Consider the following 13,391-nt stretch of genomic DNA (forward strand, 5'->3'; position numbering starts at 1 on the left):
GGTGGTCTAGTGGGCGGGACGACTCGTGCCAAGTGTTGAGTGTCTTCGTCCCGCATCAACGCCGCCCCGGAGGGCCCTGGTGGAACTCGATCGAGGAGGGAGTGGGATTGGGAGGGATGTAACTGAAGGGCGCAGGGGCCAGGCCGATGTGCCGGCGGAGAATTTGGCGCACTTCGTCGATGCCTTCTGGGGATTGATGCCCGCTGTGCCAAGAGGGAACGATTCTTTCGCTGGTGGCGCCATCCAGGTGAGAACTCCAGTAAGCGACGACTCCGTCGCTGGAACGAGGCGTGTTGCCGAAGCCTCGGTCACCGATGATCGAATGGTAGGGGATTCCGGTGGCGATGGGGAGGGGATCGACAGCGCGAATGAAGGGGCTGCGAGGAGAAAGGGTGTCGATGCTGTTGGGGACGCGATCGAGAACCAGGCCCGAAGAATCGGCGGTGACAACACTCAGGGTGGCATCGCGGACGTCGGCGAGGAAGGTGGGCAACTTGACGAGCCGAGAGCCGATGCGGCCGATCCAGTTGGTGGCGAGATCGGAGCCGCGGTGGGGTGCATTGATGAAGATGGCGCGGGAAATGTCGCTGCGGGCCTGGAAGATCAGGGATTCTTCCAGAATACGTCGGCTTTCTCCCCGAACTCGAGACTGGGCAGGCGGGGCGCCGAAATAGTTGCGCCAGATTTGATCGCCGGCATCGGTGACCATGAGGCGCGAAATCAGTCCCCCCATGCTATGCCCGATGATCACGATCTCTTGATGGCCGGGGCATTCCCGTTGCATGCGATCGAGCTCCCGCCGCAGCAGGGCGGCCGACCAAGGATACGGATAGCCGCTGGGGTAACTGAAGGTCCAGAATTGGTAGTGTTTCCGGATCTCTGGGTCGGCCATCAGGTTGTAGTACATCGGCGCAAAGGTGGCCGGAGTATCCTGAAGACCATGAACGAAGAGTATGGGGACCCGTTCTGGATCGTAGGGTTGGATGGGGTGAATCTGAGCGGTGTCGGAGAATCGATCCGGGCGGATAAGGCGAATCAGCCCGAATTTGTCGATTCGGGTTTGGCTGAGCGTGAAGCAAGTATTGGAAAGGTAGTCGGCTGCCAGGGGGTAGGTGTGATTGCCGATGGTGACGGTGGGGTGGTCGTAGGGATCGAGGAAGGTGAGTTCGGCGTGATCTTTGTCGAAACGGACCACGGCCGTGAGCGTCTTGGCGCGAATATCCGGAGGGAGTGGCCCGGTGGAGGGAGGCGGGTTTTTGATCGAACTGATGAAGGGGGCTCCGATGCCGGGTTGGAGATCGGGGCGGGTGGAGTATTTGCCGGTGAATTCGACCGCATCCGTAGGGAGCAGGTCGTAACCATCGGTGTGAAACGCGCAATCGGAGGCTCCGGCGAGAGAAAAAGCGGTGCCCTTGGAGTGCCAGGTGGCCTGCCACGGATGGAGCTGGGCTTCGTTGAGGTGGCCCACCAAACGCGCGGTGAGGTAATTGTATTCTGGAATGGCCTCGGATTGGCCGGCGGCGACCGCTCGCCATGCGATTTGAAGATTCTGAAGGAGGTCGGTGAGATCGTCCTCTCCATGAGTGGCGCGAGCCGCTTCGAGATGGTCGGCGGAGGTGACGATGGAGGGTGGAACGGGCGGCGGAACTTCGCGACGGGCAATCGGAGCCACGCAGGAAGCCGCCAGAAGGCCGAGGGGAAGGAGTCGATGAAAAGAGTTCAGGACTTCGGTCTATTCGAGAAGAAGGGAGGATTCAAGGCAGCAGGCCCGGAGGGGTGCCGTATCCAACGAGGCGAGACTTCGAGTCGGCGCGCGGGACTCTCAGATCATAAACTCCGAATCCGCAACGAGGGACGCCTCGGTAGCTGCGACCATCGGTCGATCCGATCATCACAGGACGTCCATCTTTTTCCCAACCGAGAAACATCTGAACGTGCGTGACGCCATTGGTGCGGCCATCGGTGGGTTGATAGGTGCCCGACCAGAAAATCAGATCGCCGGGTTGAAGAAGGTTGAAGGCGGGGTGGGTGAGATCGCGCGCGCCAGGGGGGACATGCACAAGATTGCCGGATGCTTCGATCCAATCGAACTGGGCGGACGAACTGCGAGGCGGTTCGAGTCCAGCGCGGTGGAGAAGATAGACCATGGAGCCGGAACAATCGAAGCCCCCCTGGTCGGGATCGGCGCTGCCGAAAATATAAGCGGAGAGCTGGAGATCTCGAGCGGTGGTCAGGGCATCTGCGACGAGCTTCCTGGGGGCCTCGGGGAGGTCCGAAGGAAGCTTCAATGCGTCCCATTCCAACTGTGCGGGCTTTTCCCTCGGCGCGGCGGTGAGGGATGCCAGGAGCAGCGGAAGCAATGCAAGTCGACGGATCATGGCACCTCCAATCTAGCACGAGATGGGGAGTGGGCCGAGGTCGATACCAAGCATTATTCGGGCATCACGATACTGACGCAGGGTGGGAGGGCCAGCAGTCGGGAGGCTGCCGAGCGTACCTCATCCGGCGTGAGGGCCTGATAGATCCCGGTCAACTCACGGTGGTGAGTGGCAGGGAGCCCAAAGAGCGTGTCGATCGCTGCGTGGCGGGCGATCGAGGCCGGAGATTGTTGGTCGAGTGCCGTGGCCGATAGGACTGTGGCCCGCACCCGTTCGAAGGCTTCCTCGGGAATGCCCTGGGTGGCGAGTTGGGAGATTTCTTTGAGCAACTCGGTGCGGGCGAGTTCGAGTTGGCTGGGGTCGGTGGCGAGGTAGAAAGCAAAGAGGCCGGTATCGAAACCGTGGAATTGGGTCGCGCCAACCTGGTAGGCCAGGCCGAGATCTTCGCGAATGCGCATGAAGAGGGGGCCCGCCATGTCGCTGCACCACTCTTGGAGGAAACGCAGGGCATGACGATCCTCGTCGAGCGCTGCGCAACCTCGATAGCCGAGGGTGAGGACAGCTTGTTTTTTGGCGAGGTGTTGGAGTCGCTCTCCTGATTCGGGAAGCTTGGAAGCGGCAGGGAGCCAAGGATCCCCGCCTTCCAAGCCTGCAAAGGCGGCCGTGATCAGTTCGCGGGCTCGTGACAGGTCGAAGTCTCCAGCAAGTGCCAAAGTAAGGTTTGGACCTCGGAAGTGCAGAGAATGGTGGGCAGCCAGGGCGAGGCGATCGAGGTGCGCGAGAGAGGTCTCGGTGCCGAGAGAGGCGAGCCCGTATCCACTTTCTCCAAAGAGCAATGGGCGCAGGTTGCGGAATGCGAGGGAAAGGGGGTCTTCTTGGGTCTCTTGGAGGGTGGCGAGCTGGGATGCTCGTTCTCGCTCGATGGCATCTGATGGCAGAGCGGGGGAGCAGAGAATTTCACCAAACAAGGGCAGCAGGGTTTCAAGATCTCCGGACAATCCTGAGAGCTGCGCGATGATGGAGTTGTTCCCGGCGGAGGCTCCGAACGAAGCTCCCAGGGATTCCAGAGTGAGCGCCAGCTCGGCGGCATCGTGCCTGAGGGTTCCGTGAGGCAGCGCGGCTGCGAGAAGCCGATTGATGCCAGCCGTTGCTGACGATTCGGCGGGCGCTCCGGCGCGAATGACGGCCTGAAGGGAAATCAGGGGAATGCGAGCATCGGCGAGGAGGGAGACTTGGGTTCCATTGGGGAGAGAGAAGGACTCCGGCGATGGGGCTTCGACTGCCATTCGTGCGGTGGCGGTGGATTCCGGAGCGTCGATAGGATCGAGAAACGTCAGGATCTCTGGTGTGGTCAGCAAGTTGCCAAGAGCACGGCGAATATCGGCAGCGGTGACCCGATCGAGCTGTTGAAGGTAGTGACGCGTGTGGTCGAGATCACGAGCTTCGTGCCAATTGGAGGCGAGGTCGGTGGCGCGTCCCGATACGGTGGTAAGGGTCTTGATCTGGGTGCTGGCGATTTGGCGACGAGCCTTTTCGAGATCGTGATCGAGAGCTGTCGACGGAAAGGCGGCGATCAACTGTCGCAGGGCAGCGAGCAATTCATCGCGATGTTCAGGGAGGACCTCCGCGGAGACGGCGAACAGTCCGGGTGAACCCACGGGCGTCCAGCACCAGGCACTGATCTCCAGGGCCAGAGGGCGCTCTTCGCGGAGGGCGCGATAGAGACGGGCGGAGCGGCCGCGGCCAAGGATCGCCGCGGCAAGATCCAAGGCAGGTTGATCGGGATGGCCCGCAGGAGGGGTTTGCCAGGCCAAGGTGAGTCGACTCGCAGGCACGGCGAAGGTGGCGCGACCGACACGGGGGGAGAGTAGGTGGGGCTCACTGGGGAGAGTGGGCTCATGTTCCATTCCGCGGGGAAGGTCGCCAAATAGGGAAAGGATGGTTTCCCTCACTTCTGCGGGATCGAAATCGCCCGATAAGCACAGACAGGCCCGGTTGGGGGTGTAGCGGGTGGCGTGGTAGCGGCGGAGATCGTCGTAGGTGATTTGGTCGAAGAGTTCGCGGTGGCCAATCACGGGTTGGCGGCGAGCATCGCGGATGAATGCGGTGTCAAAGAGCAGGCGATGGCCGCGATCATCAGGATCGTCGAGCCCCATGTCGATTTCGCGGCGGATCACGTCTTTTTCCTTCTCGAACTCCGATTCGGGGAGATGGGGGTGAAAAACCATGGCGGCGAGGACCTCGAGGAACGATCGAAGTCCCAAGGCGGGGCCATCGATGTAGTAAACGGTGCGATCGAAGGTGGTGTAGGCATTCCAGTGACCGCCTCCTGCCTGAACGGTTTCGGCCAACTCGGAAGGTCCGAAGCGTCCCCCTCCCTTGAAGACCATGTGTTCGAGGAAGTGCGAGAGGCCGGAGCCAAGGAGGGGGCCTTCATGGATGGAACCGGTTTCCACCCAAACTTGGGCAGAAACGACGGGTGCAACCGGGGAAGGATCGAGGATAAGAGTGAGCCCGTTAGGGAGGGTTTCGGAAGTGGCTGCAGTCGCTGGGAAATCCATGTGGATCAAAACTGTCCATCGCAGAGCTTCAGCGGAAAGGGAAAATTCGCGGCAGCGTCGTTAGGTCACGAGAGTGAACGGGTTTCTCACTTGGATTCGTAGCCGGATCGGCGTAGTTCCGATGCTATGAATCGCAATGCGGGCGTGTGGATTTGGTTGGGAGTTTTGGGCGTTTTGACGCTCTGCGCCGCCTTTGGAGGCTATAAGGTTTATCAAAAGTGGCAGGCCCGAAAATGGATGCAATGGGAGGGACGGATGGTCTGGCAGGCGCCGGAGCCTCTGAGCGACGACAAGCTCGCCGAACTGGCGAAAAAGATGGATGAAAACCTCGATTTGGCGGAGGTGGTCGATCCTGTGATGGAGGAGCTATCGTTGCCTGCCAAATGGGATCTCGATCGAGATGCTGCAAGGGCCAAGCTTCGGGAGGCCACCACCGTCAAAGTGGTGGACGGGCAAATTCTGATCACCGTGCGTGATCGCGAGAAAGAAATGGTGCCGGTGCTGCAGAAGTCCTTGGCAGCGTCTTACGATTTGGCCGCTCGCCGGAAGATGGGCGCTGCAGGGGCGCCTGTGGAGACTTCTCCCTGAAGAAAATAGAGCCGACCGGTGTCCCGGTCGGCTCCAAAGCATGAGCGAATCCGATTTGATTAGATTCGACGACGGCGAACCAAACCGAAGGCACCCAAGGCGCCGAACAGGATAGCGGCCGAAGGTTCAGGCACGGCTTCACCACTGATGGCCATGACGGCGAGCTTTCCGCCCCCCGTGTTGGTGATGGTGACAGACTCAAGGACTTTTGCCTGGTCCGTGGCGGTAAGAGTCAGCAGTGACTCGTTGATGGCAATCGAGTCGCTGGTGCCGCGGAACAGCACGGTGTAGCCTTCCTCGCTTTTGTTCGCCGCACGGCCTCCGACCACCACCGCGCGGTCCGCATTGGTGTTGAACCAATCGGTTCCGATGCCGGTTCCTGAAGCGATCGTGTATTCCGAGGTGGAAGAATCGGAGAAGGTCAAAGTCACGGTGGCGGAAGTCGCGCCACCCGAAGTGGACCCGAACAGGGCGATCGAGGAGTAGCTGGCAGGTGTGGACAGCGTCAGCGTGCCAGTGAGCAGCGGGCCGGACGGACCGGCGCTCGTCAGAAGCAGAGCATTGGAGCCAGAGAAACTTTGGAACTCGAAGGTTCCATTGCCCGTCATGCTGGCGATGGTGCCGGAGGTGAGACCTTCGAAGAACTCGCTCGAGCCGGAGGTGCCGAGGTAGTTGCCTTCTTCAATCCACGTCCAGTTCTCGAACGAGCCGAGACCATTGTCCATGGTGGAGGTGACAGCGGTGCTATACGGGGATGGATCGTTGAGGACAATGTCCTCACTCCATCCCGTGACCGCGATCGTACTGACGGCGGCGTGAACCGAGGGGAGGGCCAACGCGAGTACGCTTGGGATCAGGTGCTTCATTTGGGTTGATAGGTTGGGTTGATCGCCGTGGGTCGGCGTCTCCCTTACTTAAAGCACCCCTCATGCCTGAATGTCGAGCACCTGCTGCTTCCTGCATTCGCACGGCTCATGGGCGTCTTGCATTCGCCCTCCATTTTCTCAGGTGTGAAACGATTCCTGTTAGTTTCTTGGGAGAACTCTAGCCTCCGAAAAAAGTTGGGAGGCGGGTTCCTCCCATGAAGGGTCCTCGGTTAGGCTGTCACGGCGCCGCGATCATCATTGAGGCCGGACTTCTCGAGGAAGTAGTCGTAGCCTCCGGTGTAGCGGGTCATGACGCTGTGGGTGTCGTCCTCGCTGCGGGCGATGTGCAGAGTGGTCTCCGCGAGGTGGCGGATGAAGTGCACGTCGTGGGAGATGAAGACGAGAGTGCCCTCATAGGTCTTCAAGGCATTGACCAGCGAGTCGATGGAAAGAATGTCGAGGTGGGTGGTCGGTTCGTCCATCAGCAGGAGGTTGGGCGGATCGACGAGGAATTTCACCAGGTTGAGACGGGATTTTTCCCCTCCTGAGAGCACGCCGCAGCGTTTCTCGACATCGGCTCTGCGGAAGAGGAAGGATCCCAGAATGGCGCGGGCATCTTCTTCACGCAGGGTGGGGCAGGAGCCGAGGACCTCCTCGAGGACGGTATTGTCCTCGTTGAGCGTTTCCGAACGGTGCTGAGAGTAGTATCCCATCTTTGTCAGGTAGCCGACTTCGCGTTTGCCACCGGTGATTTCGAGTTGCCCGGCGAGGAGTTTGAGAAGGGTGGATTTGCCCGCGCCGTTGGGACCGACGAGAACGATCTTGTCGCCACGTTCGATGGTCAAATCGAGGCCCTGATAGATGGTCTTGTCGTTGCCATAGGAGAAGTCGATCTTGTCGAGTTCGACGACCTTTTGGTTTGAGCGAGCAGGCTGAGGAAACTGAAATTTGAAGGGTTTCCGTGGTGCACGGGGCTTTTCCACTTTGTCCAATTTCTCGAGAAACTTGATTCGCGATTGGACTTGAGAGGCCTTGGATCCGACTTGGCGGAAGCGGTCGATGAATTCCTGATGGCCAGCGATTTCCTTCTGCTGGTTTCGGTAGGCTTGAACTTTTTGTTCGTAGCGTGCTTCTCGTTGTTCGAGGTAGCTGGAGTAGTTTCCGGTGTAGTGGATGAGTTCGGCGGCATCGGGGTCGATCTCGACGACGGTTTCGACGATGGCATCCATGAAATCTCGGTCGTGGGAAATCATGAAGATGGCTCCGGGGTAATTCTGAAGGTACCGCTGGAACCAAAGGAGGGAAAGCAGGTCGAGGTGGTTGGTGGGCTCGTCCAACATCAGGAGGTCGGGCTCCATGACCAGCAATCGGGCGAGGTAAGCACGCATCACCCAGCCGCCGGAGTATTCGCGGGCAGGCTTGTTGAAGTCGGCTTCTTTGTAGCCGAGTCCCGAAAGAATTTTCTTCGCCTTGGGTTCGAGTTGGTAGCCGTTGTGGAGATTGAACTGATCCTGGGCGTGGGCGTATTCGGGGGTGTCGATGGTGCCGGCCTTTTCGTGTTCGCGCATGGTGCGGAGGTCGTCCACCATCTCGGGAGTGACGCCCATGGCGATCTCCAGCACCGTTTCGTCGCCGGGGTCCCCCGCTTCCTGGGCGAGACTGCCGGTGATGGCGTATTCGTCGCGCTCCACGGTGCCGCTGTCGATTTCCTCGGATCCGAGGATCATTTTGAAGAGGGTGGACTTTCCGGCGCCGTTCGGTCCGACGAGGGCGACACGTTCGCCCCAGTTGATCGTCAGATCGGCCTCGCGGAAAAGCGTGCGGCCGCCGAGGGTTTTGGAGAGGTTGTGAATCGTGAGCACGTGAGGGGGGTAGGGGGGATTGCCGGGATTTTCAATCTTCAACGGGCGATTTTCCCGAGATCAAGGGACTTGAAGGGAAAGCCGGGATGGCGGAGAACGAGAAGGTGAATCGGAGACATTGGTTGTTATTGGCGGGAGGTGGATGGGTCGGCGGTTGTTTGCCCTTTTCCGGTGGCGGCGTGCGGAGCTGGGATCGCGGGACGCTTGATGAGGCGGAGAAGATCCTTTCTGCGACGGGTTGCAGGGGCTGGGGAGCCTGGGAAGAGGGCACTCTGAAGAAAGCCTGGCGCACTCACGAGCAGGGGCCGGTGATGAGCATCACCAAGACGCTGGCGATGCTTGGCGGAGTCAAAGCTGCGGAGCAGGGTTGGCTTTCCCTTGATGAACGAGTGGCGGAAACGTTGACGGAGTGGCAGGGAGTTGAAGGCAAGCAAGAGATCCGGATTCAGATGCTTTTGCAGATGACAGCGGGTTTGGATGAGGGGGTGGCAGCGCTCTACCGCGCGCATCCGCAAGACAAGGGAAGCGTGGCGATGGCATTGCCCTTGCGTGAGGCTCCGGGGGAAGGGTTTCGATATGGCCCCGCGTGCTGGGAGCTCCTGGGTGAGGTGCTGAAAAGGAAATGCGCCGCACGAGGGACGACGGTGGAGAGGTTTCTTCAGTCGGCGGTGATGCGCCCTATCGGTCTCACGGGTGGTGATTGGAAGAAGGATGGCAGTGGGCAGATCTATCTATCGACAGGAGCCGAGTTGACGGTCACTGGTTTGGGGCGTTTGGGGAGGACCTTGGTGGAGTTGCTCAATGGCCGCGATGCGGCGGGGCTGAGTGCCTCTCATTTCCGCGCTTGGACTCGCCCTTCATCGGCGAATTCGATGTTTGGAGGGGGGCTTTGGAGAAATCGTGGGAGTCGGGAAATCGAGGTCGAAGATCAGTTGGACCAGCCTCAGTCCGCAGCGTTCTGGAATGGGGCATGCCTATCGCGTCATCAGCCGGGATCGCTGGTGGCTTTGATCGGCTCGTCAGGGCAGCGGGTGTGGATCTGGCCAGAAGAAGGGCGTGTGCTGGCCCGCTTAGGGTACTCTCCTCAATGGAAAGATCGGCCACTTTTGGCAGTGGTCTGAGCTGTTGAGGCTCCGTGGGGAAGAGGCGTGGGGGAGAATGAAAAAGCCCCGGCATGGGCCGGGGCTTTCCCTGAGACCGGAAGATTGCCGAGCTTCAGCGACGGCGCAGGAAAAGTCCAAGGAGGCCCAGTCCGCCGAATAGGGCGATCGAAGGCTCCGGGACCACGGTTCCGGCGGAGCCCACATCACCATTGGCGGCGGTGTAGGCACCATTTTCTCCTGCGACGGAGATGCCGAGTGAGTTCCCCTCGGTATCCCAAATGAAGGAATATCCGGTGGTGGAAGTGCCGAAATAGGCAGAGGCAACAAGGTTGGCGGTGCCGGCATTCGGGTCTGCATCCCAGATCTCAATCTGGTCGCCGTTCGCCGAGAGCCCCGAAAAGGTATTCGGGCCTCCGAAGGTTTCACTAGAATAGGCCACGACGCTGCCGCCCCAGGCGGTCACCCAGGCGGAGAGATTGGTGGCATTTTCATCGACGATCACAATGGAATCGCCAGCACCGATCACGATTCCGGGGAACAAGGATCCGTCATTGGCGGAGGACCCACCGTCGTCCCAATAGTAGCCGGTAAGATCGATGGCGACGGATCCGGTGTTGGTGAGTTCGAACCAGTCACCGTTGGTGGCACCGGTTTCGGAGCCGGAATTGGCCATGACTTCGGTGATCACCAGCGCGCCGGGAGCTGAGGTGGCCGCGAGAAGCAAACAGGCGGAGAGGAGGATTTTGGTTTTCATTCGAAAGGAGGATAGGATCTTCGTTTCGTGGTTAAGCTGAGGGGTGATGGGGGCCGGAGGCGAGCCCCAAACGAGAAACTTGATCGGGTTGGGCGGATGGATCGCTGAAGATCCATGGGAGATCTGCCATCTAGCAGACGGGGCACTGGCTGATCTGCTTGAAGAAATCATTGCCCTTGTCATCCACCAGAATGAAGGCGGGGAAGTTCTCCACGGTGATCTTCCAAACGGCTTCCATGCCCAGTTCGGGGAATTCGACGACTTCCTGGGATTTGATATGTTCTTTGGCGAGCAACGCGGCGGGCCCCCCGGCCGAGCCGAGATAGAAGCCGCCATGTTGATGGCAGGCATCGGTGACTTGCTGGGATCGATTGCCTTTGGCAAGCATCACCATGGATCCTCCGTGGCTTTGAAACAGGTCGACGTATCCGTCCATGCGCCCTGCTGTGGTCGGGCCAAACGAACCCGAAGCGTAACCGGCAGGGGTTTTCGCGGGGCCAGCGTAGTAGACAGGGTATTTTTTGAGATATTCGGGAAGGTCGCCCGTGGTCTCGAGGATCTCTTTGATTTTGGCGTGGGCGATGTCTCGCGCGACGATGATCGTACCGGTTAGGGAAACTGCGGTCGTCACCGGGTATTTGGAGAGGGTGGCAAGCGTGTTCTCCATGCCCTGATCGAGATCGATTTCGACGCCCTTGAACTTCCAGTCGCGGTATTTTTCCGGGATGTACTGTCCGGGGTTGGTTTCGAGCTGTTCGAGGAAAATCCCGTCGCGGGTGATTTTGGCTTTGGCCTGGCGATCGGCGGAGCAGGAGACCCCGATGCCGACTGGGCAAGAAGCGCCGTGGCGAGGGAGGCGAACAACCCGCACATCGAGAGCAAAGTACTTCCCTCCGAATTGAGCCCCGATTCCCACTTCACGTGCGGCAGCGAGGAGTTCCTTTTCCAGTTCCAGATCTCGAAAGGCGCGCCCGTGCTCGTTTCCGCTTGTCGGCAGGCTATCGTAGTAGCGAGTGGATGCCATTTTGACCGTTTTAAGGCAGGTCTCCGCCGAGGTGCCACCGATGACCAAAGCGAGGTGATAGGGTGGGCAGGCGGCAGTGCCTAGCGAGCGCATTTTTTCGATGGCAAACTCTTTGAGGCGCTGGGGATTCAGTAGGGCCTTGGTCTCTTGGTAGAGGAAGGTTTTGTTGGCGGACCCGCCGCCCTTGCTGACAAAGAGAAATCGATAAGCCTCACCCTCGGTGGCATAGAGGTCGATTTGAGCAGGCAGGTTGGTGCGGGTGTTGACCTCTTCATACATGGTGAGAGGCGCCGTCTGGGAGTAGCGGAGGTTTTCTTCGGTGTAAGTTTGATGAATGCCTTTGGAGATCCATTCCGCATCGTCGCAACCGGTCCATACCTGTTGGCCTTTCTTGCCGATCACCGTGGCGGTGCCCGTATCCTGGCAATTGGGCAAGATGCCGTTCGCGGCGATTTCGGCATTTTTCAGGAGCATCAGGGCGACCATGCGGTCGTTATCGGTAGCTTCGGGGTCCTCGAGAATCGCGGCCACTTGCTTCAGGTGGCTCGGCCGGAGGGTGAAATTGATGGCCTTGAATGCCTCGTTGGCCAGGAGGGTGAGGCCTTCGGGAGTGACTTTGAGGATCGATTTGCCGTCGAAGTCGGCAACGGAAACATGCTCGCTCGTCAGGAGTCGATATTCGGTGGTATCGGGTCCCAGCGGAAAGGGATCCTGATAAACGAAAGGCTTTTCGGACATGCGAGCAGAATAGGACGACAGCTTGCGGCGTCCAGCGCATGAAAAGAAACGCATGAAGCTTGTTGGAATCCGGTCAATCCCCGGACGTCAAAATGACAACGCCGCCGACCTCAGTGAGGACGGCGGCGTCGAAAAAGGTTCGCAAAGGCGATCAGCGGCGGCGGCGCAAAACCAGTCCGAAGGTTCCGACCAATCCAAGCAGGGCGACCGAGGGCTCTGGAATGGTCACGGTGCCCAAGGCGACCCAGATCCGGTCCTGCTGACCGTCGACGGAATCGGCATAGAAGTAGGTCATGCCTCCTTCATCGGACCAGGTCCCATCGGTGACGTTGGCCAACCAGCTGTTGGCGAGATTGACGGCATCTGTCGCATCGCCCACGCCGGTGTCGGCAATGTTGGCGGACAGGTTCTGGCCCGCGATAGAGGAATCGAGAGTGTAGGTAGGGTCGAGGCCGAGGTAAGGATTGCCGTCCTCAATGATTTCCCAAATGCCAAGCTGGATGGCCGCGGCATACGTGCCGGTGGAAGTGGAAAGGAAGAGGGGCAGGGCGTTGGAGAGAAACACCTGAAGGGCATCCTGCTTGGCCGTGGAAAGGCTCCCGAGGCCAACCGAGACGTCGTAAACCGGTGGCGTGCTCAGGCCGACATAAAGCTCAGAGCAAAAATCGTAAACCGAGACGCTCGAGCCATCTGGAGTGATCACCGTGGTACGGTATCCGCCCACGGGGACCACCGTCATGGTTCCGGAGGTGGTATTGAAACCCACCTGATCGACGACCCAGCTGTTGGTGTGATGATAAGTCTCCGGGTCAAACGGAAAGGTATCGTCGTAACTGAGATTGATCGACTGCGCACCAGCTGAGGCGGCAAGCCCGAGCATCGCAGCCAAGACGGGACACTTGGCAAACATGGGGGTGGGTGGGGTAGAGGGTGATAGAAACGGGGGATGACGTCATCCCGTAGGATGAACGCCGGACACACGGGGGGATAGCAGAGATCTCTCGGGGCTGACAAGCCTGAATTTCAAGCCCTTGTCGGGCGGCCAAGTTCTCAAAGGCGACCTTCGTCTGCATCGATGTAGTCCATGAAGCTACGAATGTCGTCCCGATGGGCGAAGCCGGATTCCTGTTTGCGGGTCGCCAAGCGCTCAGCAAGGTCGTCGCGGCTTCCGCGGTGAAGCATGTAGCTCCTCCACCATGCGGCTTCGTAGGGTGGGCGTTCGATGCCATTTTCACGGGCCCATGAGAGCGTTTCTTCATCGGTTTTGCCGTTGAGGACGAAGGCTTTCAGGTCCTCGTATTCGACCCCGAGAAACTGGCAGGTCCAGAGGTCCATCCCGGAGCCGAGATTCGCATGGTAGTCGGTGGCAAGGGTGCCGGCAGCCATGCGGCGGATCTTGTCGCAGAGGCGGGGGAAGTAGATGACTCCGTCGGTTTCCAGGAAGGGACTGCAAGGAATGGTATCGGTCACGGCGACAGTCTGCCGACCGGTCGTGAGGTGCCGCAATACGCGAATCG

At 59.6% G+C, this 13,391-nt stretch carries 11 protein-coding genes; 2 read left to right on the plus strand and 9 right to left on the minus strand.

All coding sequences use genetic code 11. The features are described 5' to 3' along the window. Positions 1-55: 55 nt before the first annotated feature. The 3 genes from HNR46_RS21220 to HNR46_RS13890 form a co-directional block, all read right to left on the minus strand. Positions 56-1,672 carry an alpha/beta fold hydrolase gene (locus HNR46_RS21220; protein ID WP_184019804.1) on the minus strand — a complete coding sequence of 539 codons (1,617 nt, stop codon included), beginning with the start codon at positions 1,670-1,672 and terminating at the stop codon, positions 56-58. 82 nt (positions 1,673-1,754) lie between these two features. Then, entirely contained in the window at positions 1,755-2,378 is a 624-nt protein-coding gene (locus HNR46_RS13885) for a C40 family peptidase (RefSeq protein WP_184019806.1), read from the minus strand. Positions 2,379-2,431: 53 nt separating this feature from the next. Further along, complete coding sequence (locus HNR46_RS13890; RefSeq protein ID WP_184019808.1) at positions 2,432-4,939, minus strand: M16 family metallopeptidase; 2,508 nt, start codon at positions 4,937-4,939, stop codon at positions 2,432-2,434. Positions 4,940-5,065: 126 nt separating this feature from the next. On the opposite strand from HNR46_RS13890, the gene HNR46_RS13895 reads away from it, so the two are divergent. Next, positions 5,066-5,527 (plus strand): hypothetical protein, encoded by a 462-nt coding sequence (locus HNR46_RS13895; protein WP_184019810.1) that lies wholly within the window; start codon positions 5,066-5,068, stop codon positions 5,525-5,527. A 59-nt stretch (positions 5,528-5,586) separates the two neighbouring features. Here HNR46_RS13895 and HNR46_RS13900 read toward each other — a convergent pair whose 3' ends face one another. Next, complete coding sequence (locus HNR46_RS13900; RefSeq protein WP_184019812.1) at positions 5,587-6,393, minus strand: PEP-CTERM sorting domain-containing protein; 807 nt, start codon at positions 6,391-6,393, stop codon at positions 5,587-5,589. Positions 6,394-6,623: 230 nt separating this feature from the next. Further along, entirely contained in the window at positions 6,624-8,255 is a 1,632-nt protein-coding gene (locus tag HNR46_RS13905) for an ATP-binding cassette domain-containing protein (protein ID WP_184019814.1), read from the minus strand. A gap of 86 nt (positions 8,256-8,341) precedes the next feature. Between HNR46_RS13905 and HNR46_RS13910 the strand changes: the two genes are divergently transcribed. Next, a complete protein-coding gene (locus HNR46_RS13910; RefSeq protein ID WP_184019816.1) occupies positions 8,342-9,376 on the plus strand; it encodes a serine hydrolase domain-containing protein in 1,035 nt (344 codons plus the stop codon). Between the two features lie 94 nt (positions 9,377-9,470). Here HNR46_RS13910 and HNR46_RS13915 read toward each other — a convergent pair whose 3' ends face one another. The 4 genes from HNR46_RS13915 to HNR46_RS13930 form a co-directional block, all read right to left on the minus strand. Further along, positions 9,471-10,112 (minus strand): lamin tail domain-containing protein, encoded by a 642-nt coding sequence (locus HNR46_RS13915; RefSeq protein ID WP_184019818.1) that lies wholly within the window; start codon positions 10,110-10,112, stop codon positions 9,471-9,473. 130 nt (positions 10,113-10,242) lie between these two features. Beyond that, on the minus strand, positions 10,243-11,874 hold the full coding sequence (locus HNR46_RS13920; RefSeq protein WP_184019820.1) for a fumarate hydratase: 1,632 nt from the start codon (positions 11,872-11,874) through the stop codon (positions 10,243-10,245). A 151-nt stretch (positions 11,875-12,025) separates the two neighbouring features. Beyond that, positions 12,026-12,784, minus strand: coding sequence for a hypothetical protein (locus HNR46_RS13925; RefSeq protein ID WP_184019822.1), 759 nt, complete (start codon positions 12,782-12,784; stop codon positions 12,026-12,028). A gap of 140 nt (positions 12,785-12,924) precedes the next feature. Further along, entirely contained in the window at positions 12,925-13,344 is a 420-nt protein-coding gene (locus HNR46_RS13930) for a DUF5069 domain-containing protein (RefSeq protein ID WP_184019824.1), read from the minus strand. Positions 13,345-13,391 lie beyond the last annotated feature (47 nt).

It is taken from the genome of Haloferula luteola (genome assembly GCF_014201715.1).
Classification (GTDB): domain Bacteria; phylum Verrucomicrobiota; class Verrucomicrobiia; order Verrucomicrobiales; family Akkermansiaceae; genus Haloferula; species Haloferula luteola.

Excerpts from the sequence above, each read along its gene's own strand:
- HNR46_RS13885 (WP_184019806.1), bottom strand. The coding sequence starts at position 2,378 with ATGATCCGTCGACTTGCATTGCTTCCGCTGCTCCTGGCATCCCTCACC.
- HNR46_RS13890 (WP_184019808.1), bottom strand. The coding sequence starts at position 4,939 with ATGGATTTCCCAGCGACTGCAGCCACTTCCGAAACCCTCCCTAACGGG.
- HNR46_RS13895 (WP_184019810.1), top strand. The coding sequence starts at position 5,066 with ATGAATCGCAATGCGGGCGTGTGGATTTGGTTGGGAGTTTTGGGCGTT.
- HNR46_RS13900 (WP_184019812.1), bottom strand. The coding sequence starts at position 6,393 with ATGAAGCACCTGATCCCAAGCGTACTCGCGTTGGCCCTCCCCTCGGTT.
- HNR46_RS13910 (WP_184019816.1), top strand. The coding sequence starts at position 8,342 with ATGGCGGAGAACGAGAAGGTGAATCGGAGACATTGGTTGTTATTGGCG.
- HNR46_RS13915 (WP_184019818.1), bottom strand. The coding sequence starts at position 10,112 with ATGAAAACCAAAATCCTCCTCTCCGCCTGTTTGCTTCTCGCGGCCACC.
- HNR46_RS13920 (WP_184019820.1), bottom strand. The coding sequence starts at position 11,874 with ATGTCCGAAAAGCCTTTCGTTTATCAGGATCCCTTTCCGCTGGGACCC.
- HNR46_RS13925 (WP_184019822.1), bottom strand. The coding sequence starts at position 12,784 with ATGTTTGCCAAGTGTCCCGTCTTGGCTGCGATGCTCGGGCTTGCCGCC.